This is a genomic window from Chengkuizengella marina, from assembly GCF_009910845.1.
GTDB classification, from domain to species: domain Bacteria; phylum Bacillota; class Bacilli; order Paenibacillales; family KCTC-33759; genus Chengkuizengella; species Chengkuizengella marina.
In genome coordinates this window covers 76,422-101,523 of the sequence record NZ_SIJB01000032.1, presented here as the reverse complement: position 1 = coordinate 101,523, position 25,102 = coordinate 76,422, and the positions used below count along the sequence as shown (strand labels likewise).

Here is a 25,102-nt window from a genome sequence, read left to right as displayed (position 1 = left end):
CGTCAAGAATGATCTGTATGTATAATTCACATTCAACCTCCCTTTTAAAAAATGTAAGGAAATTGTCACAAGTTTAAAAATACATTTATTATCAATTTTGTTAAATCTCTTCGTGTAGTTTTTCCAAAGGATTCATGTTTTATGTCCAATTTTTGCATATACCCATTTTAGTCCAAGAAAGTAGGTCATAATCATTAATTAAATCATTATTAGTTTATTATTCGGTGTTAAGAGTCTTTGATATTATTCCATAAGGCTTGTACTTTATTAGAAATCTCTTCCTTTAAATTCACATTCTCCTCCTTACTTTCATTTGGTGTCAATATCAAACAGAATTCTTGCAGATTTAAATTATGTATTTCAGAACGATTACTTATTAAAATAACATATGCAAACCCTTGCTTTTTAAGGTTAAGGCAAATTGTGTTTAAATAAGATTCTAGAGACTGTTCTTCATAAGAATAATGTACAGCAGGATATGTAACAACCCTTCCTTTAAAAGGAATTTCAATCCATTCTAATATATCTCCTAAATCTTCAAGTGCCTTTGTTGTTTCCATCGGATTTTCATTACCTTTCAATCCTGTAAATGGGAGAATACAAGTATCTAGATATTGTTGGTGCTCTTCCCATATATTCCTTTCAATCTCGCTAAATTTCATATATTTTCTCCCAAGTAGTGTGATATAAGTCCATATCTTATTTTATTTCCTTTTATTAGAATTGTCCATACAAAACCTTACAAAAAAAAGATAAATGAAGTATTTCATTTATCTTACATTATGCAGATGATTCGTTTATTGTTTTTAGTTCGTTTGTCAATTTAATAAATAAATCTTCATCTCCGTTTTGTAAAGCATCGTCTATTTCTTTATATAAGTTTACTTCGCGGAATTTTCTTATAGATTCTTTTATGACCACTTCTGCATGGAGATCTAACAAAGCTTCATAAATAATACTCATATTTCCCACAATATTACACCCTCCATCATTTGAAAAAGAAACTTTATGGTACTCATAATAAATTATATTCACTTACTTGATATAAGGTTTGGGATTTGACCACCCATTTTATATGATTTATGTCCAAATTTCATTTTTGATCTAAAATAATTGTATCTTCTTCATTAATATGTATTCCTTTTACGATGAGCGTACCTATTTTTGTCATTTGAATAACTACACCTTTGGTTTCGTGTTCACCTACTTTTAGTAAACCTAAATGCATCATCATTTTAAAAACTCTTTCATCTAAGATGGAATCTACATTGTCATAATAGTATGGTTTTATTAAATCACTTAAAACTTCTTTTAATGATGAGACTGTCACCCAATTTTGACTTAAAATACTTATCCAATGAACAATGGATTGAATGTTATGAATAGGTCCCTTATACAATCTAATCCAGAATCTATATACATTTTCTAACTTTTCTTTTTTCCCTTCTTCCACGATTGATTTACCTTTTTCTGAACATATTAGAACATCATTTTCTTCTTTAATAAAATCATTGAAATAACAGTAATCGTATATAAGTGAAAATCGATTTGGATAATCTTTAAACATTCTTCCATAACCAAATCTCCATTCCCCTTTTTGAATCGGGTTTTCCTGAATTGAGAGCTGATTTAGGAATTGAAATAGGGATCGTTTATACATCGCTCCTGAGGCTGTTAAATGTACTTCCTGCATATGGTATAACTCTTTTAAAAAAACATTTATATCTTGAATGATAAGATTAAATTCATCTCTGTATAAATCAGGTTCTTGTATATGTTCTATCTTTTGTTGAAAGTTATTAGCAATTAAATCGACAAAACGCTTTTTTAGATCCTCAGGGAATTGAAACAAATATTTAGTTTTATGTGAGACACCATTAAATATCCAGCCTCTTTTTTTAAACATAGTAATCGTATCTCTAGGATTTATTTTTTCATTGTCTTCCTCAGTAAACCTAGTATTTTTTACTCTAGCCAGCAGTTCTTCAAGACTAAATGCCTCTCTTTTTTCAAAAATAACCATATTGATAAAACGCAAATCTTCAACACTAAGTCTTTTCAGATTATCTTCAAACACATCTTTTCGATTTATTCTAGTTAAAATGGATTGTATTAAATCATTTTTGGAGTGACTGCTGCACTCGCATTCATAATATTTTGCTATACGATCTAACTGTTGAATATCCGCAAAACTTAACATGTCTGCTAAATTCATAATGGTACCTCCAGAAACTGCACATATTTCTAGTACCATTATGGGATTTTAAATGAAAAATATTCATAATATTGGAAAAAAATATTGTTTGGGGATACTTTATCATTTTTTTTTCAACATACATGGAAAGTTATAAACTGGATTTGGAGTTTTTCTGAGAGTTTCTAAAACATACGTTTTGACTAGACTATCTTCCTTGTTAATATAAGATAAAAAATGGGGAAATAAAAATAATTACGGGGTATACGAAAAGTAATCGGCGATTAAAAAAACAGCCATGTCCATGGGGCTAACATCCACACCAGTTCTTCCTAAACTGGGATCAAAACTTTTTGGGTATTATGTTTTTGTTCTGGGCCCCGCAAAAGTAATCGCCAGCTAAATTCACACCACATCCATGTGGCCAATCATAAACTGTCACCTCCATTTGACAATCCTGGCACCAGCACATCCATGAGCTGGGTGAACGCTGCCACCAGCTCATCCAAGAACTGGGGACCAAAGAAGTATCTCTTCAATTTAAGTGGGAATTTGTTAATGTTACGGGGTCCCCGAAAAGTAATCGGACTAAACTATAAAGATTTGCTTCACTTTTTGGGGTACTTAGAGATGTTTTGTACAATTCAAAAGAATGGACTTCCATTGATCCTTTTCTTTTTCTAATATTGAAATTGAAGTATTATGGATCTTAGAATCAAAATTGTCAAGTAGTTCTCTTAATAGTTGATTTATTAAACCTCCATGACTTACAATTAGAATTCTCTTATTGTGATATAATTTCTGCACATCGTTTATTACCTGAAGACCTCTTTTCTTTAATTGATTATCTTCTTCAATATCCAATTCTAAATTTTGATGAATTGCCTTCCAATCATCTCCATACTTATTGACTCTATCTTCATAAGATAACCCTTCCAGTGCTCCTAAATGTCGCTCTCTTAACCTCTCATCGTAAGATGAGATTTCAAGATTAAGTCGTTTAGCTATAATGCATGCCGTCTCTTTTGCCCTAGATAGATCACTACTCAGAATAATGTCCCATTGGTTATCCACTAAACGCTCGCCTAGTGCAGCTGCTTGTTCTCTTCCTTCTTCATTTAAAGAAATATCCTTGTGTCCTTGTATGATACGCTGCTGATTCCAATCTGTTACACCATGTCTTACTAATCCAATTGTTATCATCATTTAATTTCCTTTCTTTTTTGTTCATCTTTAAAAACACAAAAAGTCTCCTGCTTCATTCAATAGAGGAGACTCACTAAATATAGATTGTTAAGTTCTAATTCTTGTGAACCAATTTAATATTAAAATGGTTCCAATAACTCCTAATAAAGATAGTACAACTAGGTAATCTGGAAAACTTGGATCAGTAACAATTTCTAATGGCAAAGGATTATTAATACTTGCAACAGTGACAATTCCAGACGTTGGTTCAACTGGTTCAGCAATGTTTCCTTGAAATTTATTCGATATAGATAAGAATAAACTCATCACAAAAATGGCAAAACAGAATGAAATTAGAAGAGTGACATTCCTTTTAAATTTAAAAGACAAGGAATATATTCGATCTTGAATCGGAACCTTCCATGACTCCTCATTGTAAATTCTATCCATAACTGAACCAGAGATATTCTGGCTAGCTTGAAAAGGATGCTCATCTTCTAATGATGATGTCATATGTATAAATTCATGGCTCTTTTCCCAAAGTTCAAACTCTTTGGCACAAGAGGTGCAAGTCTTAAGATGCTGGTCTGTTTTTATTCGTTTAAAGTTGTCTTCTGGCAAATCCCAATATAAAGCAAATGATTCTTGAGCCTCTTTACAATTCATTTTATTTCATCCCCTCATACTCCTCATATTTAGGTTCATGAAAGTATGGTTCCAATTGATTCTTCACACTAACCCTAGCTCTAAACAACAAAGATTTTACCGAACTAATCGACTGACCTAATATATTTGCAATTTCTTGATAGTCTAGTTGATTGTATTCTCTTAATATAAGTGCTGATCTTTGTTTTTCTGGCAAATTATTTATAGCTTCTCTTACTAAGGAAACTTTTTCATTTCTAAGAATAGATTGTTCAGGTAACGTATCGAAAGCTGCTAGTGGGATATATCCACTTTCATCATCAATAGATACCTTAGTGCTTTTATGTTTACGAAGTTCACTTAAAACAGTATTTCTAGCAATAGTATATAACCAAGTAGAAAAAGAAGCCTCTACTTCCCTAAATGTGCTCAAACTCCGGTAAGCTTTGTAAAATGTATCCTGACATAAATCTTCAGATGAGCTCTCCAAACCTGAACTCTTCAACATATTATAAATAAAAGAATAAATTTTACGCTCATAACGTTTAATTAGTATTGAGTATAGTTGTGTATCTCCATCTTTTATATCTCTGATCAACTGGGAATCAGTCACTATAAGCGTACCCCCTAGTTCAAAACTCCTCCCCAGTGTTATATTATATTTTTACTACACTAGGGATAAAAAGTTGCGTTGTTTTATTAAAAAAATCTTTCCTTGTATTCATAAAAAAGTGTATTCATATAAAATAAATTCATTCACATAAATATGTATGTATTTAGAATCTAGTATTTAAGATAAAGTTGGCATTTTTCTTTAATATTGTTACTGTGGCAAAGATTTAATTGTAAACCAGTTTAGAAAAAATTTCAAGCGCTTAACTATTTTCAATTATTAGTTACTTAAATATTATAACATGACTTTCAAAAAAAAAAGTTACAACCCCTTAAGAATAATTGATAAAATAAAAACCAATTTGAAATAAAAAAAGCCACCTTCTAAATGAAGGTGGCTGCACATATTCCATGTGCTTATATTTGGATAGGAGTGGAGAGAAACCATACTGTAATATTAGTATAATGTATACGTTTTCATTTTGTCAACATCTTATTTTCCAATCCTCCTAAAAGCAAAAATATTAGAAAAAAAACAAGCTCGTTACTTTTAAATTTTGTAACGAGCACATGGAGTAAATGTTTAAAAATGGACTGAATAAGATAATTCTTTCAAAACATACACTGCATTTTCTAAATCTTCTTCATCTCTAAATGATAACCTTAAAATACCTGGAACTTCACCACGACTTTCAATAATTTCAATATTTTTCAGGCTGATTTTACGATTACCTAATTCTGATGTAATATGTCCAATCACACCAGGATGGTCTGGTATGTCAACATAAACGTCAAAAAGTGATGAGATCGCTCCTTTTCTACGTTCAGGAAGTTTACTTCTAAAATCACTTGCAAATTTAAACTGATCTTCAACACCTTGACCGTCATCCATTTTTAATAAATCAGCAAATTTTGAAATTTCCTGCTGCCAATCATTCAAAAGATGTAATAAGATATTTTTATTATTTAATAATATATCTCTCCAAATTACTGGGTCACCTGAAGCTATACGCGTAAGGTCTTTAAATCCACCCGCAGCCAATCGTTCATACAAATCATTCTGATCATTGTATTTAGAGATTTGATTGACTAAGGAAACTGCAATAATGTGTGGTAAGTGGCTAATAGCACCAACAATATCATCATGTGTAGAAGCATCCACTTTAATAATTTGTGATTTTGTATAAGTTAATAAGTCCTCTAATTTTTGATAAATATGATCAGGAATTTCTGGATCAGGTGTAAGCACATAAAATGCATTCTCAAACAAATATGAAGATGCAGCATCAACTCCTGATCGCTCTGAACCTGCCATCGGATGTCCACCGATAAAATAACCATTTTGTAGAGAAATTGATCTAGCACAAGATGTAATGGATTCTTTAGTACTACCTACATCCGTAATGATGCAGTTCTTTTTTAAAGGAAGTTGACTTAATTTTATCAAATAATCCTCTAACAAGCCTACTGGTACACACAGAAAGATAAAATCTGAATTCAATGCTGCTTCTTCTATAGATGTAGTCGCTTCATCAACTACTTCTTTTTCTAAATATTTTTGAACGGATTCAGGATTATTTGAGTGACCTACTACTTTTATGTTCGGTTTATCCTTAAAACATAAAGCAAGCGACCCTCCAATTAAACCTACACCGAATATTGTAATTTTTGTCATTATATTCACTCTTTTTCTATAATTTCAAAGATGTATTAACATTAATTCACTTCTTGTAATACTAATTTTAATGCGTCTATGAACTCTTCATTTTGCTCTTGTGATCCTATAGTAACACGTAAAGAGGTAGGAAAGCCAAGTTGATGACCACCACGAACAATAATTCCTTTTTGAAGTAAACCTTGAAAAACTTGATCTGCCTGTTTTTTTACATCAACCATCACAAAATTTCCATATGCAGGAAAGTAAGATAAACCCATGCTCTTAAATTGATCTGTTAAATAAGCTAAACCTAATTTATTTTTCTCTCGACATTCTCTAATAAATTCCTGATCTTCTACTGCCGCTAATGCAGCAGTTTGAGCAAAACTGGTAGTATTAAATGGTTCTCTTACTTGATTGATCGTATGAATTACATCTGGATGTCCAATACCATAACCAATTCTTAGAGAGGCTAGTCCATATATTTTTGAAAAAGTCCTTAAAACAATGAAGTTTTTAAATTGTTTTAATAGCGACAAGCTATCAGGAAATTCATTCTGCTCATTGTATTCTGCGTATGCTTCATCAAATACGACAAGCACATCACTTGGAACTTTAGTCAAAAAGCTTTTCACTTCTTCATGATGATTTATGGTCCCTGTCGGATTGTTAGGGCAACAAAGCCAAATGATTTTTGTATTCTTTGTAATTCTTGTTAACATTTCATTTAAATCATGCGTTCCATCTTTTAAAGGAACTTCAATGCAAACAGCCCCTTCGATTTCAGCATTATGTTTGTATTGTGGAAATGTTGGAGTTGCCATGATCGTTTCGTCTCCTTTTACAAAAAAGGCACGTGCAATCATTAATATGACTTCATCAGATCCTGCTCCAATAATCAATTGATTAGGTGATACATTATAAAATTCACTTAATTTTTCAGTTAGCTTTGTGCTAGCTCCGTCAGGATATATATTTGTGCTCTCAAATTCTGTCATTACAGCTTCTTTTACATTGTTAGAAAAACCATATGGATTTTCATTAGAAGCAAGTTTAATAATTTTTTCTAAACCAAATTCTGATTTTACTTCATCGGTAGATTTTCCAGGCTTATAAACTGGTAAATGAACAATATTGGACTTTGGATGCATACCGCTTCACCTCTACAATCAATAAATTTTCCCACAAAGAAGAAACACATCTTATAAGATGTTATTGTCCCAGTTCATATTGAACTGGTCATAAAAATGGGTAGATATGTCTTTAACACAAGACTATTCTTTTAATTGTGCCACAAATTCACGAATTTGCAATAGTCCTTTTTCTTTCGTTTCTGCAGATTGTAGTAATGGAAGTTGTTCCTCTATATTACGAACGATTGCACTTCCTACTACAACACCATCACAGATTTTTGAAAATTTAGCAAACTGCTCATTTGTAGATATCCCGAAACCTACAGCTACTGGCAAATCAGTTGATTGTTTTACAAGAGATATAAAATCATCAATGCCATCATAAAAGGACGAACGAACTCCCGTTACACCTAATGAAGACACACAGTATACAAATCCCGCAGCTTTTTTTGAGATACTCGTTATTCTATCTTTTGATGTTGGTGCTACTAGCGGTATGAGATGAATTTGATATCGCTCAGATATAGCTCTAACTTCTTCATCTTCTTCAATTGGAAGATCAGGAATAATGACTCCGCTAATCTGATGTGCCTGTAATTCCTCAAAAAAAGATTCAAGTCCAAATTGCAACACAGGATTATAGTAAGTGAAAAGTATAAATGGTAGAGATACGTTTTTTTGTCTGGCTTTTTTTGCAATTTCCAAACAACTATGAATGTTGATATTATGTTTGAGAGCTCTTTCAGAAGCTCTTTGAATCACTGGACCATCAGCTAACGGATCTGAATATGGAAGGCCTAATTCAACAATATCAGCTCCAGCCGCCTCTAATTCTTTAATAATTTGAATAGAGGTTTCTATATCAGGATCTCCCATCGTTAAAAATGGAATTAGAGCGGTCTTGTCCTGCTTTTTGAGTTCTTTAAATTTTTGATCAATCAGATTCATGGTAGTCCCCCTCTAAGTAATGCATAATAGACTCAACATCTTTATCTCCACGCCCAGATAAATTAACAACTATCACTTGATCCTTTTCCATCGTAGGAGCGATTTTCATCGTTTGAGCAATCGCATGAGCACTTTCCAAAGCTGGAATGATCCCTTCTGTTCTGCTTAACAATTTTAAAGCGTTCAATGCTTCTTCATCCGTAATGGAAACATATTCTGCTCTTTTTGTATCTTTCAAATAGGCATGCTCGGGTCCTACGCCTGGGTAATCTAAACCTGCTGAAATGGAATGAGCTTCTTGAACTTGACCAAACTCATCTTGTAATAAATAACTCATTGATCCTTGAAACACTCCATGTGATCCTTTTGTCATCGTTGCTGCATGTTGATCAGTATGAACACCTTTACCTGAAGCTTCAACACCAACTAATTTCACACTAAAATCATTGACAAATGGATAAAAAATACCTATTGCATTACTACCCCCACCTACACAAGCAATTACTGTATCCGGTAGTTTTCCTTCTTTATCAATAATTTGCTTTCTAGCTTCTTCACCGATAATTTTTTGAAAATCACGTACCATCATCGGATATGGATGTGGACCTACTACAGAACCTAAAATATAAAATGTATCATGAACATTGCTAACCCAATATCGTAAAGTCTCATTTCCAGCATCCTTTAGGGTCCGAGTTCCTGAAGTAACAGGTATCACCTGTGCACCTAATAAATTCATGCGAAACACGTTTAATTGTTGTCTTTTTGTATCTTCTTCACCCATAAAAACTTTACATTCCAAACCTAATAAAGCAGCGACAGTAGCTGAAGCTACCCCATGCTGACCTGCTCCAGTTTCAGCTATAACTTTCTTTTTCCCCATTCTCTTTGCTAGCACACCTTGTCCAATCGTATTATTGATTTTATGTGCTCCTGTATGATTTAAATCTTCTCGTTTTAAATAGATCTTTGCGCCTCCCAAGTGTTCACTCAATCTCTCAGCATAATACAAAGAAGTGGGACGACCAGAATATTGCTTTAATAAATACCGGATTTCATTCTGAAATTCCTTATCTTTTGAATAATGTTTATATGCATCTTCTAACTCAATTAGTGCGTTCATCAATGTTTCTGGAACGTATTTTCCTCCAAATTTTCCGAATCTTCCTTGAGCATCTGGTACGTTAAACATTTAATTTCACCCTTTCAACAAAGGTTTTTATTTTTTTAATATCTTTTATTCGATTCGTTTCAACTCCACTTGATACATCTACTCCACTAGGTTCATAAGTTGTAATTAATGTGCTCACATTATCTACATCTAGCCCTCCTGCAACAATCAAAGGAATATTGTTTTTCTTTGTCCAACGCTGAACAATCGGAATTAATTCCCAATTAAAGGTTTTTCCAGTTCCTCCACCAACAACTGGATCAAACGTATCTAACATTAACGCATCGATATGATGCACATATGGGTTTAACCATTTAGAACATTGTTCATCAACTTGTTCGTTAGAAACATCACTCAATATAAATTGATGAAAGTTGGAGAAAACTTTAAATACTTTTACTTTTAGTGACTGCTTCACCCACTTACAAAGTTCAGGTGATTCTTGACCATGTAATTGTATGATATCTAATGATGCATGTTTAATTGTTTCCTCAAGTTCTTGTTCACTTGGATTAACAAAAACACCTGCTGTTTCCGGCACCTTGATATAATGATTTTTTAATGCTTGGATCATATCTGCAGCTTGCTTGGGTGTTACTTGTCTCTTACTTTTTGCAAATACAAAACCAATATAATCAATAGGAAGATGCAGCATGGATTCAATAGTTGCTACATCTGTAATCCCACAAATTTTTACACCTACGTTGTTCATGATCTATCACCCATTAGCTGTTTTACTGCTAGTTCTATACTTTCCTGTCTCATAAAATGTTCACCTACTAGTACAGCTCCAACCCCTTTAGTTAATAGATGATTTATTTGCGATGCATTTGAAATCCCACTTTCACTAACTACTGTCACATTTTTCGGGATATGTGTGATTAAAGTTTCAGTTGTTTGAATATCTGTTGCAAAGGTTTTTAAATTGCGATTGTTGATCCCAATTAAAGAAATATCCAACGATAGAACTTGCTCTAATTCTTCTAAATTATGAACTTCTATCAATGTATCCATGCCTAAGTCTGTAGACAATTCAGTAAATTCACGCATCTGTTCCACAGTTAGTATAGAGGCGATTAAAAGAACCGCATCTGCTCCAATAATTCTAGCCTCATATATTTGTAAAGGATCAATAATAAATTCCTTTCGTAGAAGTGGGAGATCCACCACTTCTCGAACCTGTTTTAAATATTTTATAGATCCTTGAAAATATTGCTTATCTGTTAGTACGGAGAGGCAATCTGCCCCAGCCTTTTCATAACTCTTGGAGATTTCAACAGGGTTGAAATCTTCACGAATCAATCCTTTGGACGGTGATGCTTTTTTGACTTCCGCAATTAAACCCAAGGATCTATTTTTGGTTTGTGTTAGGGCTTTTTCAAATCCTTTACAAGGAGGTAAAGTTGAAATAATGTTATTATAATTCCTAATGGAAAATGCACTTTTTAAACGTTCAACTTCTTCTTTTTTGGTTGCAACGATTTGATCAAGAATCATGGCTAATCTCCTTTGTAAAATGCACTAATTCCTCTAATTTTGCCAAAGCTTTTCCACTATCAATCATATTAGCAGCTATTTTAACACCTTCCTGCAGAGATGAACAGTGATCAAAAACATAAAAACAAGCACCTGCATTTGCCAATACAATATCTCTACGAGCTCCTTGTTCACCTTTAAAAATGGAACGTATAATTTCTGCATTTTCTAAAGCATCTCCACCTACAATTTCCTGTACAGAATAACTCTCAAGCCCTAATTCATTTGGAGTAATATCATATGTTTCTATGTTTCCTTCTTTTAATTCGGTAACTTGTGTAGGAGCAGAGATGCTAATTTCGTCTAATCCGTCATAACTGGAAACGACAAGAGCTCTTTCTAATCCCAATTCACGTAAAACAGAAGCAATAAGCTCCGTTTTACTACGTTCATATACCCCCATCAGCTGTCGATCTGCATTTGCCGGGTTCGTTAAAGGTCCCAACATATTAAATACAGTACGAAAACCAAGCTCTCTTCTTGGTAATGCAACATTTTTCATTGATTCATGATATTTTTGTGCAAACATAAAGCATAAACCTATTTGATCAATACATAACTGGGCCTGACTATGATCTAGATTAATATTTACACCTAATGCTTCAAGAACATCTGCACTTCCACTTTTACTAGACATAGCACGATTACCATGTTTAGCAACTCGAATACCTCCTGCGGCTGCTACAATGGCGGATGTTGTGGAAATATTAAACGTATTCGCTCCATCCCCACCTGTTCCACATGTATCTAACAATGGATGATTCGTAGTCTGAACTCTGTGGGATTTGCTTCGCATCGTTTCAGCAAATCCGGTAACTTCTTCAATTGTTTCTCCTTTTATTCTTAACGCAGTTAAAAGACTGCCAATCTGTGTTGATGTTGCACGGCTTTCCATCATTTCTTCCATCACATGACGAGCTTCAACTTTAGATAAATGGTTTCCATCCAACAATTTTATCAACACATCTTTGATTACATTTGTCTCCATATACTAACCCCCTCAACAAAATAAAAAACTTTTTGCAATTGTTCTTGTGAGTAACTTATGTGATTTATGCAAATAGAACAAATAAGAGCAATTACATTTATAAATTTTATTAATAATAATCCTGATTCACTAGACTAGACTGCTCATTATTAAACCACACTTCGGCCAAACGAATTGCTTTGAGCAGTGCCTTTGCCTTATTGACTGTTTCCTCATATTCTTTTTCTGGGACTGAATCCCACACAATACCAGCACCTGCTTGCACATAAGCTTTTCCATTTTTAAAAATAATCGTTCTAATTGTAATACAGGTATCTAAATTTCCTGAAAATCCTAAATAGCCAATTGCCCCTGCATAAGCTCCTCTAGCTTCATTTTCAAATTCAGCTATGATTTCCATCGCTCTTAATTTAGGAGCACCTGATACTGTACCTGCTGGCAAGCAGGAAATAAAAGCATCAAAAAAATCTTTGTCATCTCTAAGCTTTCCAGATACATTAGATACAATATGCATAACGTGTGAATACCTTTCTATTTCCATAAATGTATCACATTTTACAGTACTAAACTCTGCCACTCGTCCGATGTCATTTCGGCCTAAGTCTACTAACATAAGGTGTTCAGCTAATTCTTTAGGATCAGAAAGAAGATCCTTTTCGTACTGTAAATCTAATTCTTCTGTTTCTCCTCTTGGTCTAGTACCAGCAATCGGTTTCGTTTGGACACGTCCTTCTTCAACTCTCACCAGAGATTCAGGAGAAGTTCCTACAATGACCTCATCTTCCATCTTTAAATAATACATATATGGTGAAGGATTCATGGTTCTAAGAACTCGATATACATGTAAAGGTGAGATTTCTGTTTCAATTTCAAACCTTTGAGATAGTACAACCTGAAATATATCCCCTGCTCGGATGTATTCCTTTGCTGCTTCTACATTATTCATAAATTGATCTTTAGTTACATTAGAATGTATATGTTCCAAATCTACATCAGATTTTTGATTTTTTGCCATCGGTGGCACTGCCAATGGTTCTTGTAACCTTATAATAGTCTTATCAATACGTCTACAAGTTTCACTATACGCTTTCTCAATTTCCATATCTGTTGCTTGGTTCGGTACATGTACATTAGCAATAATTTTTACCTGTTGTTTAAAATGATCAAAAACAATCACTTCATCACAAAACATAAATTGAATATCATTCATTTGTAAATCATCAATGTCATGGGCTGGGAGATTTTCGTAATATTGTAATAAATCATATCCAAAAAAACCAACTGCTCCACCTGTGAATCTTGGTAAATCCGGTAGAGACGGACTAGAATATGAACGAAGCAAATGTTTCAAAGCTTCGATAGGTTGTTCTTTCACATTTTGTTTATCACCATGTTTCATTATGGTTATGTTTCCATTTTTACCTTGGATAATTAAGAATGGATTTTTACCTATGAAAGAATATCTAGCCCAATTTACACCCCCCTCAACACTCTCTAATAAAAAAGCATTCCTCTCTTCATGAAAATGATTAAACACTCGAATTGGGGTTTCAATATCAGCTAGTATGTCACGTACAATAGGTATTAAATTATATTCTTTTGCTAATTCCTTCACTTTTGTGATTTCAGGGTAATACATTCATGTTCAACTCCTTGTAATGCTAATTCATCTTTTATTAACCATAGTCAGCGGTTAGCATGCAATATAGAAATTCTTAACTCAAAAAACCTCTGCTTCAACATAGCAGAGGTTTGTCATATGAATAATGAAATGATAGTCCGTTTTAATATACCCAAAAAATACACTTCAATATTATAATTACAAAAGTTATTAAAAACTTTTTACTCAAATGTGAATTCCAAAAATAATAAACTTGTTTTCATAGCTTCAATAATTATATATGATGGGTACTATTTTAAATTTAAAAAATCTCATCTTAACTCTACTTTGGACTAAAAATCCCTCTATACTCATCTAACTAAACTCTACTCTACTAAATTAAATATACACTAAGAAAAACAAATACGTCAACTTGATTTTAAGTCTGGACGAAGTTTTGTTGCTTCGTTTAAATAAACATGTTGCATTTCATTTTGTTGTTTTGTTGTGTTTATCTGAACCATTAAACGAATACATTTTGGCAAACTTCCTGGTACATCGATTTCCAGTGAACACATCAAAGGTACAAGTTCCCATCCATTCATTTGACGTATTGTTCTAGCAGGAAATGTTGCAGTAATATCATGTGTTACCGTTACAAAAACACTACATATGTCTTCAGGTTTCACTTCATTTTCCGTAATAATTGTTTTTAATAATTCAGAAGTAGCATCTAATATTTCAGACTCCTCGTTATGCTCTACTGTAATTGCTCCTCTTATTCCCCTAACATACATGTTTTATTTATTCCTCCAATCTTAAGTTTTCAACTATCTCTCTAATCAAATCTATGGATATTCCTCTTTGAATATGCGCTTCTCCAATATCTTTTAAGATTGTAAACACAACTTGTCCTTCACTAAATTTTTTATCATGTAACATGGCTTCCATAATCTCATCGACATTTAAATGGTTTGGAATTTGAATGGGTAAACCATATTTTTTCATTACAGATTTTGTTTCTTTATAAATTCGCTGTGGATATCCAAGATGTACAGATAACTTTGCCGCACCAACCATGCCAATCGCTATCGCTTCACCGTGCAAAAGTTTATTGTACTGCGATACCGCTTCTAATGCATGTCCGATCGTATGTCCAAAGTTAAGTATTGCTCTTAGGCCATTTTCTCGTTCATCTTCAGATACAACATGAGCTTTTATTTTGCAACCATTGTATAATGCATATTCAAGTGATTCAGAATCTAATGCTAACAATTTTTCTGCGTTTAGTTGATTCCACTCAGCAAATTTGGCATCCCATATTAGACCATGTTTAATTAATTCTGATAAGCCCGCTTTAATTTCTCTCTCAGGTAGTGTTCTTAAGGTTGAAGTATCGTATAAAACCATTTGAGGTTGATGGAAAGCTCCAATAATATTTTTTGCCTTCGGATGGTTTACTGCAACCTTTCCCCCAACACTGCTATCATGAGCTAGTATTGTAGTAGGTATTTGTATAAAAGGAATACCTCTCATAAAACTTGCAGCTACAAATCCAGCTAAATCTCCTACAACTCCACCACCCAAAGCAACTATAGAAGATTTCCGATCTAAACCTGCATCTAAAGCAACCCCAGTAATTTTTTCTAATACTGATAAAGATTTAGAAGACTCACCAGCTGGAACGATATATTCACAAACTTTATAACCACTCTCTTGTAAAGACACTATTACTTTCTTTAAATATAAAGGTGCAATATTATCATCTGTTATAATCATTAGTGGAGATTGATCGTTAATCTGATGCTTACGGAAAAAAGTACTAATTTGGTCTAAAATGCCTTCACCGATATATATAGGATAAGAACGATCATCTAAATCAACAATTAATTGTTTCATATTAGTAACGCTCCAGCTGCTCTAAATAATTATTTATATTATTGCGAACCTCATCAATGGAGTCTCCACCGAATTTTTCCATTAATGCACAAGCTAGTTCCCATGCTACAACATGTTCCATCACAACACTAGCTGCTGGTACAGCACAGCTATCAGAACGTTCAACTTGAGCTGTAAATGGTTCCTTAGTATCGATATCTACACTTGCTAAAGGTTTGTACAATGTAGGGATAGGTTTCATTACTCCCCTAACAACAATAGGTTGACCGTTAGTCATTCCACCTTCAAATCCGCCTAAACGGTTCGTTTTACGATGATACCCTTTTTCTGGTGTATATAAAATTTCATCATGCACTTGAGAGCCTCGAATTGAACCTGCTTCAAAACCTATCCCAATCTCACAGCCTTTAAAAGCATTGATGGATACAACTGCTTGAGCAATTCTCCCATCTAATTTGCGGTCCCACTGAACATGACTTCCAAGACCAATCGGAACACCTTCTACAATACACTCCACAATACCACCAATGGAGTCTCCTTCTTTTTTCACTTGATCGATATGAGCTATCATTTTTGCTTCTGCTTCTTTATCTACTACTCTAACTGGAGATTCCTCTGTAACTTTTATTAATTCATCAATGGGGAGATTTTGAACTTGTGCTTCTACTTCCCCTATTCGAATGACTTGACCTGCAACTTTGATTCCAAATTCAGTAAGTAATTGTTTTGCAACAGCACCTACTGCTACCCTTGCTGCCGTTTCCCTGGCGCTGGATCGTTCAAGAACATTTCTTAAATCTTTATGATTATATTTTAAACCTCCGTTGAGATCTGCATGTCCTGGACGAGGTCTGTGCACACGTCGTTTTTCTTCATCTGATCCTTCAATAGGCTCTATATTCATCACGGTAGTCCAGTGTGTCCAATCTTTATTTTCTACAATTAAAGCGATCGGAGCTCCTGTAGATTTTCCATGTCTGACTCCACCTACTATATTTGCTGAATCCTTCTCTATTTGCATTCTTCTACCGCGTCCATACCCTTTTTGACGCCGCTGCAACTCTCTATTTATTTCTTCAAAATTAATTTTCAAATTACTTGGCATACCTTCAATAATAGCAGTTAGCTGAGGTCCATGTGTTTCACCGGCTGTTAAATATCTCACTCATTAAATCCCCCTTCATCTTTTCCACATGACGTGTACGTGTATCCGTCGTCCATTTTCCTAGAATTCATGTTGATAATTATAGTATAGTTGTGTAAAGTTGACAAGAAAGCAAAAAAACACGCTAGCTATTTTGCTTAACGTGTTTTTATTAAGATAGGAAAGCATTCCATCCTCATACTGGTTTAGGGCCCCGCAAAAGTTATAGGTCGTTTAAAATTTTGTGGGTAATTTAATATATCTTTATCTCGCTTTTTGTGTTTTTTGTTGATCAGACCAATTTGAATCATGAACAACTTTCATAATCTTTACAGAATCTATTCCCAATATTTGAGCACATTCCTTTGTGGTTAGAAACCCTCGTTGATAAGCTTCTATCACCTTTCTTTTATCCATAAGAGAACCCTCCAAGTATAGTGTACTCCCATTAGGAATAGTATGGGTAAACTTGGAATCTTTTATTCACTTGACTTTTTGGAAGTGGATATCCGATGTCAATGTTAAACACAAGGATGTGTCGGCATTAGTCGATATACCTTAATCTAAGTGGAGCGAATAAAGGCAATCAATTTGTCATCTTCCTATAAAAGAACATATCCTCTGTTTCAAGTTGATAATTACTAGGCGAAAAAATTTGCTCCGTACTCCCTACAAATAAAATACCACCTGGTTTTAGGGCATTAGAAAATTTTTGGTAAAGTAAATGTTTTGCCTCATTCGTAAAATATATCATAACATTTCTGCAAATAATCAAATCATAAAGAGTATCAAAAGAGTCAGATAATAAATTCTTCTTTTCAAAACATATATTTTTTTGTAATAGATCAGATATTTTGTATATAGATTGTTCTTTTTTTATGTATTTAAAATATTTTTCTGGCAGCTCACGTAAAGAGCGTTCATCGTACTTACCTTCTTTTGCTTTTTCCAACACGCGTAAGTCTATATCAGAAGCAATAATTTTATATCTAGAAGACTGGGTTTGCTCAGCAAAAATCATGGACAGTGTATAAGCCTCTTCTCCTGTTGAACAGCCTGCACTCCAACATACAAGCTGTTCTTTTTGAGTTAATAATTCAGGAATATATTTTTTCTCCAATAACCCCCAGCGATTTGGATTTCTCCAAAACTCAGATACGTTTATGGTCATACGGTCTAAAAACTCATCCATTAGATCAGGATGTTTTAATATGTCTTTTAAATACTCCTGAAAATGTTGATATCCTCTTTTATTTTTTAGCATAGTGAGTCTACGCTTCATTTGCGTTTCTTTATATTGAGATAGATCAACATTAATATGTTGCTTTAATTTCCCAATAAATGAGCGGTAATCCGTATCTAGATCTAACATATGAGATTTAAATCCAAGAAGCCAATGTTTTTTCGTAAGATACTAATTCTGATTCATTAAATATATTTTCTATTTCTCTTGCAGCGCTTTCATTACTGTCTGAACCGTGAATAATATTTAAACTCATATGCGCAGCAAAATCACCACGAATAGTACCTGGTAAAGCATCCGCAGGATTTGTTTTTCCAATCATCATTCTAGAGATTTCAATGATATTATCTCCTTCCCAAACCATCGCAAAAACGGGACCAGAAGTGATGAAGTCAATTAATTCTCCAAAGAAAGGTTTTTCTTTATGTTCTTCATAATGTTTTTCAGCTTGTTCCTTACTTAGAACAGTGAATTTAGCAGCCAAAAGTTGAAAACCTTTTTGTTCAAATCGAGTGATAATTTCTCCCATCACATTTCTTTGAACTCCATCTGGTTTAATCATTAAATATGTTTTTTCCATTTTTTACCCTCCACTAATGTAATATATAAGTAAATGCAAAATTACGACAAGGTAAAGTTGTTACCTTGTCATAAGTTAGTATTTACGACTCAAAACAAAGTTTGCAATATCATGTAAATGCTTCTTTGTTTTTATATCCGGTAATTGATCTAGTTGTTTAGTTGCTTTATGTATATAACGATTGGCTAAGATTTCTGCTTTGTCAATGCCTCCACTACTACGAATCAATTGAATGAATTGATTAACATCTGACTGGTCTTCTGTTTGTTTAATTTTGTTTATTAGTGCTAATAGCGGTTCTTTCAAATCTTTTTCTTGCAGAGCATATATCATTGGAAGTGTAATATTTCCCTGTTTGATATCACTGCCTGGAGGTTTTCCTATCTGTTTTTCAGTTCCGCATAAATCTAATACATCATCTGTAATTTGAAAGGCCATACCCACATTGTAACCAAATGAATATAAAGTTCTTACCGTATTTCTAGGTGCTTCTGCAGCTAGGGCCCCTAACTGACAGCTGATCGCAATTAATAATGCAGTTTTTCTACGAATTCGAAGTAAATAATTACGAACAGATTGCTCTGTATTAAAGAAATCACGTATTTGTTCCATCTCACCAATACACATCTGAACAATCGATTTAGATAAGATTTGATGTATTTTTGGATTTTCTAGTTGAGTAACCACTGTTAAAGCTTTAGCAAATATATAATCTCCAGTATACATAGCGATTTTGTTATCCCATTTTGCCATAACGGTTTGTTCGCCTCTACGTGTTATTGCATTATCGATCACATCATCATGAACTAGGGTTGCCATATGAATGAGTTCTAATGCAGCTGCAACATTTTTCAAATTTTCTAAATGATAGTTTCCAAATTTTCCTGAAAGCAATACAAATACAGGACGAATTCTCTTTCCTCCTGCCTTTAACAAATGAAGTGAGGTCTCATTTAATACGTCATGATTGGATTGAATATTTCTCTCAAGTTCACTCTCTATATATTGAATATCTTTTTTATAACGTGAGTAGATGTCTATTAGCTTCATTATATCTCCTATACATCAAGATTTTATAATTTAGATAACTCTTGGTTTGTCCACATTTGGATAGGGACTTGCTCTGGTATGAGATTCATCTCTCTTGCATACTGATAATATAACTTTAACCCATTTTTTTGTAATTGTCCAAAGTCATGACTTAATTCAAAAAAATATTTTTCCCAAAATGACTTTGATCCCCCAATTCTAGCTTGTGCCTCTTTGATCATCTCAGTTTTATCATTTAAACCAAGCTTTTTACTTTGCTTTAGTAAACTATATATACGATGAACCATATTAGGGTTATGTTGAACAGTTTCTTTTCGAACAGCCCAAACTGCAAATGTCATCCAACTTCCTGTCAAGTTTGTCCAAAGTTCACCTAAATCTGTTACCTGAAACTGTGAATTAGCCCATTTAGCTCGAATAGCATCGTCACCTATCAACAATGCAGCATCTGCTTCTTTCATCATTTCATCTAAATGAGGAGTAGAATAAAAATAATCAGGAGCCCCACTGTAAAATTTATGAATCATAATTTTCAACAAATTAACAGATGTTGCAGAAGTAGTTGGAAGTGCAATTTTTCCATTAGCAATTTGATCCAATGGTTCTTTATGGAATAACAAAATTGAATTCACTTTACCAAAAGAACTTACAGATAAATCAGGAAATAACACATAATTTCTATAAGATTCTGCATAGGCAAAAGAAGAAATAGGCGCCATGTCTAATTCTCCTTCAGATAAAGATTTATTGAGTTTCGTTGGCACCTCTGAAACAAATTGTATTTGATTTTCAAATTTCTCTTTAGGAAAATGATACAATATAGGCCATATATTCGTATAATTAATTTCCCCGATTCGAATCAAATCCATTTTTAGACTCATCTAAATCTCCCCATCTAGTAAACATATTATGTTTTATCCCCATCATATCTAAAACTTTACCCACCAAAAAAGATACGATATCCTCAATTGTTTTAGGTTTATAATAAAAAGCTGGCATTGCAGGTATGATTGTTGCACCTACCTTTGATAATCTGAGCATGTTTTCCAAATGAATCATATGAAGTGGGGTTTCTCTAGGTACTACGATCAATTTTCGTCCTTCTTTTAACATAACATCAGCTGCACGTTCCATCAAATTATCCGACATTCCATGTGATATCCCAGCTAAGGTTCCCATAGAACAAGGCATTATAACCATGCCTTCCGTTTGATAAGAACCACTTGCAATGCTAGCGCCAATATCCTGAATTGGAAAATAAGAGTATTCCCCTGGAAATAGTGAAAAATATTTCTTTAAGGTTTCTTGTCTCTGAGAAACATTCCAGTTTAATTCTTCTTTTAAAACACGCCAGCCAGCTTCCGTAATTAAAATTTTAACATGGAATCCTAACTCTAATAAAACCTCACATAATCGAACACCATAGATGGCCCCGCTTGCCCCAGTAATGCCCACAATCCATTCTTTATCTGTTTTGAAAGATTGACTCATTACTTAAGCACCGCCAAATCAATTAACGTAAATACGAAAACAACAACACTTAGTACACCATTCATTGTAAAAAATGCTGCATTTAATTTTGACAAATCATTTGGTTTAACAAGTTGATGTTCATAAATCAACAATAAAGCCGCTATTATAGTTCCAACTAAATACCACCAACTTAAATTAGCTAGGAACATAATGCTGACTAATCCAATAGCTGTTATGAAATGAAGGAGCCTGGCAATTTTTAATGCATTTTCTATTCCAAATGAACTTGGAATAGATAACAATCCTTCTTTTCGATCAAAATCTATATCTTGACAAGCATATATAATATCAAAACCGGCTGTCCATAAAGCAACAGAAATAAATAGAATAATTGCAGTTGTATTAATATCGCCCGTAATGGCTATCCAGCCACCTAAAGGAGCTAAAGCAATGGTAAATCCAAGAATAAGATGACATGCCCAGGTAAATCGTTTTGTATATGAATAACCAACTAAGAAAAATACAGCAATAGGTAACAATTTAACAGCTAATGGATCCAATTTTGCCGAAGCAAAAAACAATAAAACAAAAGACAAAACAATAAATAAAATGACTTCTTTAGATGAGAGCAAACCTGCTGGAATAGCCCTTGCAGCTGTTCTGGGATTTTTACCATCTATAACTTTGTCTATTACTCGATTTAGCCCCATTGCTGCACTTCTAGCCCCAATCATTGCTAAAGTAATCCATCCAATTTGTGCCCATGAAGGTAAATGACCATTCATCATAAATGATCCTAAAATTGCTCCCATAAAAGCAAAAGGCAAAGCAAAAATCGTATGTTCAAACTTTATCATCTCAAGAAATATTTTAGTTTTCTTTAACATCACTCTAATTTCCCCTTTGTACCAATATGAAGCGCAGCAATTCCTCCAGTTAAAGGATAGGCTTGAACTTCATTTAAACCAATTTCCTTAAATATTCTAGCAAGTTCCTTATGATCAGGAAATGTGATCAACGATTCTGGCAACCATTTGTATTGCTCATACTTTTTAGCTACTATTTTTCCAATTAGAGGAAGAATTCTGTTAAAATAAAAATAATATATGGATTTAAACGGTTGCCAAGTAGGTTTTGATAATTCCAAACAATAAACTTGTCCACCTGGTTTAACTACTCTTCTCATTTCTTTAAGAACCTGTCTGAGATCAGGAACATTTCGAAGTGCAAGACCGATCGTAGCGTAATCAAAAGAATTGTCTTCAAAAGGTAACTCCATTGCATCACCGTGTACTAATTTAATCTGATTGTCCAATCCATAAGATGCTATTTTTTTCTTACCTACCTCTAACATGTTTAAACTAAAATCAAGGCCGACGATTTTCCCTGTTTTACTTTCCTCTGCCATACTTATTGTCCAGTCACATGTACCACAGCATAAATCAATCGCTGTCTCACCAGGTTTCATATCCATTTTTTTCATCGTAAATTTGCGCCATGATTTATGACGTCTAAAACTTATAATATCATTCATTACATCATACTTAGGTGCAATATTTTCAAATACAGAGTGCACGAATTCTTTCTTTGCATTTCCTTCCATTTCAATCACCTTTTTTCGTTAAACTTTAGAAGCAGATAAATATGATATGAAGGGTTGTCCTATTTTTTCCAGCTCATTTTTTATGTTCTCGTTTTTTATATTATTAACTTTTTCACTCACATCTTTCCATTGATTTTCTAACATCTGATGGAGTTTAACTTTGATGTTATATTTCAATAAAACGGATTGTATCAAAGACTTATTACAACTATCTTTTTTTAACATTTCCTTTTCTTCAGAGGTTGCCTGTTTTAAAATATACCAATAAGCCCAGCTTCCCCTTAAATCCTTAATCTGGATCTGATTCATTTTATCAATTTCCTCAGTAATAAGTTCGCATTTTGTTATTGAAACTAATATGTCAGGCCATTGTTTTTGTAACATTTCGTCCATATAATTAGTAAAAATAAGGTATAACTGTGATTTTATATCAATGCAGTGTTGAAAGTAATCTTCAGCACTTAATTTAAATTTTTTCATCTTCATATATAAATTTATTTTTAATCGATTTACCTCACTAATAGCATGAGATAATGAATGGATGGTATCTATCTGTCCTGCCTGAGATAACAGGTGATAAAATTTACTGCTAAAATAGTCCCCAGCTAATACTCTAAGTTGTCTTGTTCGCATCTTCTTCATCTCGATCTGTTCTTCCCCGACATCAACTAGATCATGTGTATCCATCCCTATTTGTATTAATGAGGTAACCAATGTATATAACTCAGAAATTTTATCAGTAGATGAGGTTGAATGCTTATTTAGAAAAATATAAAGCAGCCTTGAGCGAGAATACGGAAAAGAAGGAAGATCCGTATGTTTTTGAATCATATCATATTGTATATTTTTTTTTGCTAGTTGAGGAACTACATAGCCATCCATTTAATTGCCTCCGAAATCATTACATTATTAAAATCTAAATCATTATATCATATCCGCCTGACACACGCACTTTACCAAAATAGAATTTCATTTTGAAATTCAAGTAGTTTATAAGATGTCATTCATCCATTGTTCCCAATAATCGGTAGTTTTCAACTTGAAAAATGTGGATAACAGCTCTTCATAACTATTTTCAATCTGATCCATCTCTTCTGACCAACGACCTGCACTTGCATCAATCGTCATCAAAAGCTTTTTATGACTTCCATCAAACTGGTTATACTCAAATACTCTGATTAAGATTAATTTTACATTTGAAGTATCTTCAAAACCTAATTGGAGGATCGTATATAAATCTCTATATACCAAATTAGGGTCCTTTATTTGTCCCGAGATATTCAAGTCAATAGATAATGTGGAATGATCCCACCCTACCTTGCTGAGGTTACTTTGAAGAGGTAAATCACTCATAAAATCAACAATATTACTTTCAGTTAATTGAATGACTTCTTTAGTCATTTCTTTTTCATCACTAAATATCGATCCAGTCTCTTTAAACTCCAAATGAAAAAAACTTGACAATACGAATGGGATGATCAACATTATCACTAAGATAAGGAATATCCGTTTCCATTTCACTTCATTCTCCTCCTATTTATCTTATAAAGTCGTTCAAAAAGCCCATCAATAGGCAGTGCATGGATGTAAGATATCTTAGTGTTAATCCTACATTAGTCACAAGGAGTGACTGAAAATGCTGAAAACTAACTTTTTGAACAATCACTTATATCCCATTGTACAAATAAAAATGGCAGGCTATGCCTGCCTGCTCATAAAAAATTTTTATTCACTATCTATCATTCCATGTTTTGTTTGTATCGTTGCTTTACCTCGTACCTTCATTGCAGAAGTATGTTCTGTAAATTGTGCTATCATCACTTCACCTTTGTCCAATTTTTCCGTATGATTAAATCTAGTATCTTGGCCTCTAGTTAATCCGATAACGTTTACGCCATCTTCATTCGCCTTAATTATAACGTATTCATCATTTATTTTCTGCATGATAAGCCTCCATTTCTATACTATCAATTACGCACTTTCTCAGAATTATAACACATTATCAAACAACCAGGAAAAATGCAAAAAGGGCGCTAAAAAATATATTGAAAATGAATAAAAATCTATGATACAAGTTAAAACCGCTGTATCAAATAGATACAACGGTTTCTAATAAATAGCTGTAAGATATGTAATTATTAGTTTATACCTTCTTTTAAAGCTTTGCCTGGTTTAAAGGCCGGGACTTTACTAGCTGCGATATCAATTTCTTCTCCTGTTTGAGGATTACGACCCTTTCTTGCAGAACGTTCACGAACTTCAAAATTACCGAATCCAACTAATTGTACTTTATCTCCGCTTTGTAATGCTTCTGAAATGGCTTGGAAAACTGCATCAACAGCTTTGGATGCATCCTTCTTTTGAAGTTCTGCTGTTTCAGCAACTTTAGTAACTAATTCAGATTTATTCAAGTTCTTCACCTCCTCCCAAAAATACTATAA

29 protein-coding genes are annotated in these 25,102 nt (G+C 33.4%); all 29 read right to left on the bottom strand.

Translation table 11 applies throughout. The annotated features are described in order from the left end of the window. Positions 1-227: 227 nt before the first annotated feature. The 29 genes from ERL59_RS16310 to ERL59_RS16175 all read right to left on the bottom strand — a co-directional run bounded on the left by ERL59_RS16310 (position 228) and on the right by ERL59_RS16175 (position 25,072). Positions 228-662 carry a DUF2487 family protein gene (locus ERL59_RS16310; protein ID WP_160647297.1) on the bottom strand — a complete coding sequence of 145 codons (435 nt, stop codon included), beginning with the start codon at positions 660-662 and terminating at the stop codon, positions 228-230. Between the two features lie 118 nt (positions 663-780). Further along, positions 781-963: an IDEAL domain-containing protein gene (locus tag ERL59_RS16305; RefSeq protein WP_201763600.1), complete on the bottom strand. Its 183-nt coding sequence runs from the start codon at positions 961-963 to the stop codon at positions 781-783. A 130-nt stretch (positions 964-1,093) separates the two neighbouring features. After that, positions 1,094-2,215 carry a hypothetical protein gene (locus tag ERL59_RS16300; protein ID WP_160647295.1) on the bottom strand — a complete coding sequence of 374 codons (1,122 nt, stop codon included), beginning with the start codon at positions 2,213-2,215 and terminating at the stop codon, positions 1,094-1,096. Positions 2,216-2,818: 603 nt separating this feature from the next. Next, positions 2,819-3,397 (bottom strand): histidine phosphatase family protein, encoded by a 579-nt coding sequence (locus tag ERL59_RS16295; RefSeq protein WP_160647294.1) that lies wholly within the window; start codon positions 3,395-3,397, stop codon positions 2,819-2,821. A gap of 90 nt (positions 3,398-3,487) precedes the next feature. After that, complete coding sequence (locus tag ERL59_RS16290; protein WP_160647293.1) at positions 3,488-4,045, bottom strand: anti-sigma factor family protein; 558 nt, start codon at positions 4,043-4,045, stop codon at positions 3,488-3,490. Position 4,046: 1 nt separating this feature from the next. Then, the gene (locus ERL59_RS16285) at positions 4,047-4,637 is read right to left on the bottom strand and encodes an RNA polymerase sigma factor (RefSeq protein ID WP_160647292.1); all 591 of its coding nucleotides are present in this window, start codon (positions 4,635-4,637) and stop codon (positions 4,047-4,049) included. A gap of 582 nt (positions 4,638-5,219) precedes the next feature. Beyond that, a complete protein-coding gene (locus ERL59_RS16280; RefSeq protein WP_160647291.1) occupies positions 5,220-6,311 on the bottom strand; it encodes a prephenate dehydrogenase in 1,092 nt (363 codons plus the stop codon). Between the two features lie 41 nt (positions 6,312-6,352). Continuing rightward, positions 6,353-7,444, bottom strand: a complete 1,092-nt coding sequence (hisC, locus tag ERL59_RS16275) for a histidinol-phosphate transaminase (RefSeq protein WP_160647290.1) — start codon at positions 7,442-7,444, stop codon at positions 6,353-6,355. A 123-nt stretch (positions 7,445-7,567) separates the two neighbouring features. Beyond that, positions 7,568-8,374 carry a tryptophan synthase subunit alpha gene (gene trpA / locus ERL59_RS16270; RefSeq protein ID WP_160647289.1) on the bottom strand — a complete coding sequence of 269 codons (807 nt, stop codon included), beginning with the start codon at positions 8,372-8,374 and terminating at the stop codon, positions 7,568-7,570. Then, complete coding sequence (gene trpB / locus ERL59_RS16265) at positions 8,361-9,566, bottom strand: tryptophan synthase subunit beta (RefSeq protein ID WP_160647288.1); 1,206 nt, start codon at positions 9,564-9,566, stop codon at positions 8,361-8,363. The genes trpA and trpB overlap by 14 nt, the downstream gene beginning before the upstream one ends. Continuing rightward, complete coding sequence (locus tag ERL59_RS16260) at positions 9,559-10,257, bottom strand: phosphoribosylanthranilate isomerase (RefSeq protein WP_160647287.1); 699 nt, start codon at positions 10,255-10,257, stop codon at positions 9,559-9,561. Before ERL59_RS16260 ends, trpB begins: the two co-directional genes overlap by 8 nt. Next, positions 10,254-11,042, bottom strand: a complete 789-nt coding sequence (gene trpC / locus ERL59_RS16255; protein ID WP_160647286.1) for an indole-3-glycerol phosphate synthase TrpC — start codon at positions 11,040-11,042, stop codon at positions 10,254-10,256. The genes ERL59_RS16260 and trpC overlap by 4 nt, the downstream gene beginning before the upstream one ends. Further along, a complete protein-coding gene (trpD, locus tag ERL59_RS16250; protein ID WP_160647285.1) occupies positions 11,032-12,069 on the bottom strand; it encodes an anthranilate phosphoribosyltransferase in 1,038 nt (345 codons plus the stop codon). The genes trpC and trpD overlap by 11 nt, the downstream gene beginning before the upstream one ends. 109 nt (positions 12,070-12,178) lie before the next feature. Next, positions 12,179-13,708, bottom strand: a complete 1,530-nt coding sequence (gene trpE / locus ERL59_RS16245) for an anthranilate synthase component I (protein ID WP_160647284.1) — start codon at positions 13,706-13,708, stop codon at positions 12,179-12,181. Between the two features lie 389 nt (positions 13,709-14,097). After that, entirely contained in the window at positions 14,098-14,466 is a 369-nt protein-coding gene (aroH, locus tag ERL59_RS16240; RefSeq protein WP_160647283.1) for a chorismate mutase, read from the bottom strand. A 7-nt stretch (positions 14,467-14,473) separates the two neighbouring features. Next, entirely contained in the window at positions 14,474-15,568 is a 1,095-nt protein-coding gene (aroB, locus tag ERL59_RS16235) for a 3-dehydroquinate synthase (RefSeq protein ID WP_160647282.1), read from the bottom strand. A gap of 1 nt (position 15,569) precedes the next feature. Further along, positions 15,570-16,733, bottom strand: a complete 1,164-nt coding sequence (gene aroC / locus ERL59_RS16230) for a chorismate synthase (RefSeq protein WP_160647281.1) — start codon at positions 16,731-16,733, stop codon at positions 15,570-15,572. A 243-nt stretch (positions 16,734-16,976) separates the two neighbouring features. Continuing rightward, positions 16,977-17,129, bottom strand: a complete 153-nt coding sequence (locus ERL59_RS20825; protein ID WP_201763596.1) for a hypothetical protein — start codon at positions 17,127-17,129, stop codon at positions 16,977-16,979. A gap of 169 nt (positions 17,130-17,298) precedes the next feature. Next, positions 17,299-18,084, bottom strand: coding sequence for a CheR family methyltransferase (locus ERL59_RS16225; protein ID WP_160647280.1), 786 nt, complete (start codon positions 18,082-18,084; stop codon positions 17,299-17,301). A 7-nt stretch (positions 18,085-18,091) separates the two neighbouring features. Continuing rightward, positions 18,092-18,535 carry a nucleoside-diphosphate kinase gene (gene ndk / locus ERL59_RS16220; RefSeq protein ID WP_160647279.1) on the bottom strand — a complete coding sequence of 148 codons (444 nt, stop codon included), beginning with the start codon at positions 18,533-18,535 and terminating at the stop codon, positions 18,092-18,094. Positions 18,536-18,610: 75 nt separating this feature from the next. Next, entirely contained in the window at positions 18,611-19,585 is a 975-nt protein-coding gene (gene hepT / locus ERL59_RS16215; RefSeq protein WP_160647278.1) for a heptaprenyl diphosphate synthase component II, read from the bottom strand. A gap of 23 nt (positions 19,586-19,608) precedes the next feature. Continuing rightward, entirely contained in the window at positions 19,609-20,466 is an 858-nt protein-coding gene (locus ERL59_RS16210; RefSeq protein ID WP_160647277.1) for a menaquinone biosynthesis protein, read from the bottom strand. After that, a complete protein-coding gene (locus ERL59_RS16205) occupies positions 20,426-21,076 on the bottom strand; it encodes a UbiX family flavin prenyltransferase (RefSeq protein WP_160647276.1) in 651 nt (216 codons plus the stop codon). The genes ERL59_RS16210 and ERL59_RS16205 overlap by 41 nt, the downstream gene beginning before the upstream one ends. Continuing rightward, positions 21,076-21,945 carry a UbiA-like polyprenyltransferase gene (locus ERL59_RS16200; RefSeq protein WP_160647275.1) on the bottom strand — a complete coding sequence of 290 codons (870 nt, stop codon included), beginning with the start codon at positions 21,943-21,945 and terminating at the stop codon, positions 21,076-21,078. Before ERL59_RS16200 ends, ERL59_RS16205 begins: the two co-directional genes overlap by 1 nt. Then, positions 21,945-22,661 (bottom strand): demethylmenaquinone methyltransferase, encoded by a 717-nt coding sequence (locus ERL59_RS16195; protein WP_160647274.1) that lies wholly within the window; start codon positions 22,659-22,661, stop codon positions 21,945-21,947. The genes ERL59_RS16200 and ERL59_RS16195 overlap by 1 nt, the downstream gene beginning before the upstream one ends. 18 nt (positions 22,662-22,679) lie before the next feature. Continuing rightward, entirely contained in the window at positions 22,680-23,543 is an 864-nt protein-coding gene (locus ERL59_RS16190; RefSeq protein WP_160647273.1) for a heptaprenyl diphosphate synthase component 1, read from the bottom strand. Between the two features lie 108 nt (positions 23,544-23,651). Then, on the bottom strand, positions 23,652-24,182 hold the full coding sequence (locus tag ERL59_RS16185) for a hypothetical protein (protein ID WP_160647272.1): 531 nt from the start codon (positions 24,180-24,182) through the stop codon (positions 23,652-23,654). 204 nt (positions 24,183-24,386) lie between these two features. Beyond that, entirely contained in the window at positions 24,387-24,605 is a 219-nt protein-coding gene (mtrB, locus tag ERL59_RS16180; RefSeq protein WP_160647271.1) for a trp RNA-binding attenuation protein MtrB, read from the bottom strand. Positions 24,606-24,799: 194 nt separating this feature from the next. Continuing rightward, positions 24,800-25,072, bottom strand: a complete 273-nt coding sequence (locus tag ERL59_RS16175; protein WP_160647270.1) for an HU family DNA-binding protein — start codon at positions 25,070-25,072, stop codon at positions 24,800-24,802. Between the last annotated feature and the right edge of the window lie 30 nt (positions 25,073-25,102).

Coding starts and splice junctions, on each gene's coding strand:
- aroH (WP_160647283.1), bottom strand. CDS start 14,466: ATGTATGTTAGGGGAATAAGAGGAGCAATTACAGTAGAGCATAACGAG.
- ERL59_RS16205 (WP_160647276.1), bottom strand. CDS start 21,076: ATGAGTCAATCTTTCAAAACAGATAAAGAATGGATTGTGGGCATTACT.
- ERL59_RS16210 (WP_160647277.1), bottom strand. CDS start 20,466: ATGAGTCTAAAAATGGATTTGATTCGAATCGGGGAAATTAATTATACG.
- trpB (WP_160647288.1), bottom strand. CDS start 9,566: ATGTTTAACGTACCAGATGCTCAAGGAAGATTCGGAAAATTTGGAGGA.
- trpE (WP_160647284.1), bottom strand. CDS start 13,708: ATGTATTACCCTGAAATCACAAAAGTGAAGGAATTAGCAAAAGAATAT.
- ERL59_RS16300 (WP_160647295.1), bottom strand. CDS start 2,215: ATGAATTTAGCAGACATGTTAAGTTTTGCGGATATTCAACAGTTAGAT.
- hepT (WP_160647278.1), bottom strand. CDS start 19,585: ATGAAGCTAATAGACATCTACTCACGTTATAAAAAAGATATTCAATAT.
- ERL59_RS16195 (WP_160647274.1), bottom strand. CDS start 22,661: ATGGAAGGAAATGCAAAGAAAGAATTCGTGCACTCTGTATTTGAAAAT.
- mtrB (WP_160647271.1), bottom strand. CDS start 24,605: ATGCAGAAAATAAATGATGAATACGTTATAATTAAGGCGAATGAAGAT.
- hisC (WP_160647290.1), bottom strand. CDS start 7,444: ATGCATCCAAAGTCCAATATTGTTCATTTACCAGTTTATAAGCCTGGA.
- ERL59_RS16225 (WP_160647280.1), bottom strand. CDS start 18,084: ATGTTAGATCTAGATACGGATTACCGCTCATTTATTGGGAAATTAAAG.
- ERL59_RS16280 (WP_160647291.1), bottom strand. CDS start 6,311: ATGACAAAAATTACAATATTCGGTGTAGGTTTAATTGGAGGGTCGCTT.
- ERL59_RS16200 (WP_160647275.1), bottom strand. CDS start 21,945: ATGTTAAAGAAAACTAAAATATTTCTTGAGATGATAAAGTTTGAACAT.
- ndk (WP_160647279.1), bottom strand. CDS start 18,535: ATGGAAAAAACATATTTAATGATTAAACCAGATGGAGTTCAAAGAAAT.
- ERL59_RS16190 (WP_160647273.1), bottom strand. CDS start 23,543: ATGGATGGCTATGTAGTTCCTCAACTAGCAAAAAAAAATATACAATAT.
- ERL59_RS16295 (WP_160647294.1), bottom strand. CDS start 3,397: ATGATAACAATTGGATTAGTAAGACATGGTGTAACAGATTGGAATCAG.
- ERL59_RS16260 (WP_160647287.1), bottom strand. CDS start 10,257: ATGAACAACGTAGGTGTAAAAATTTGTGGGATTACAGATGTAGCAACT.
- aroB (WP_160647282.1), bottom strand. CDS start 15,568: ATGAAACAATTAATTGTTGATTTAGATGATCGTTCTTATCCTATATAT.
- trpC (WP_160647286.1), bottom strand. CDS start 11,042: ATGATTCTTGATCAAATCGTTGCAACCAAAAAAGAAGAAGTTGAACGT.
- ERL59_RS16305 (WP_201763600.1), bottom strand. CDS start 963: ATGAGTATTATTTATGAAGCTTTGTTAGATCTCCATGCAGAAGTGGTC.
- trpA (WP_160647289.1), bottom strand. CDS start 8,374: ATGAATCTGATTGATCAAAAATTTAAAGAACTCAAAAAGCAGGACAAG.
- ERL59_RS20825 (WP_201763596.1), bottom strand. CDS start 17,129: ATGGATAAAAGAAAGGTGATAGAAGCTTATCAACGAGGGTTTCTAACC.
- ERL59_RS16290 (WP_160647293.1), bottom strand. CDS start 4,045: ATGAATTGTAAAGAGGCTCAAGAATCATTTGCTTTATATTGGGATTTG.
- trpD (WP_160647285.1), bottom strand. CDS start 12,069: ATGGAGACAAATGTAATCAAAGATGTGTTGATAAAATTGTTGGATGGA.
- ERL59_RS16310 (WP_160647297.1), bottom strand. CDS start 662: ATGAAATTTAGCGAGATTGAAAGGAATATATGGGAAGAGCACCAACAA.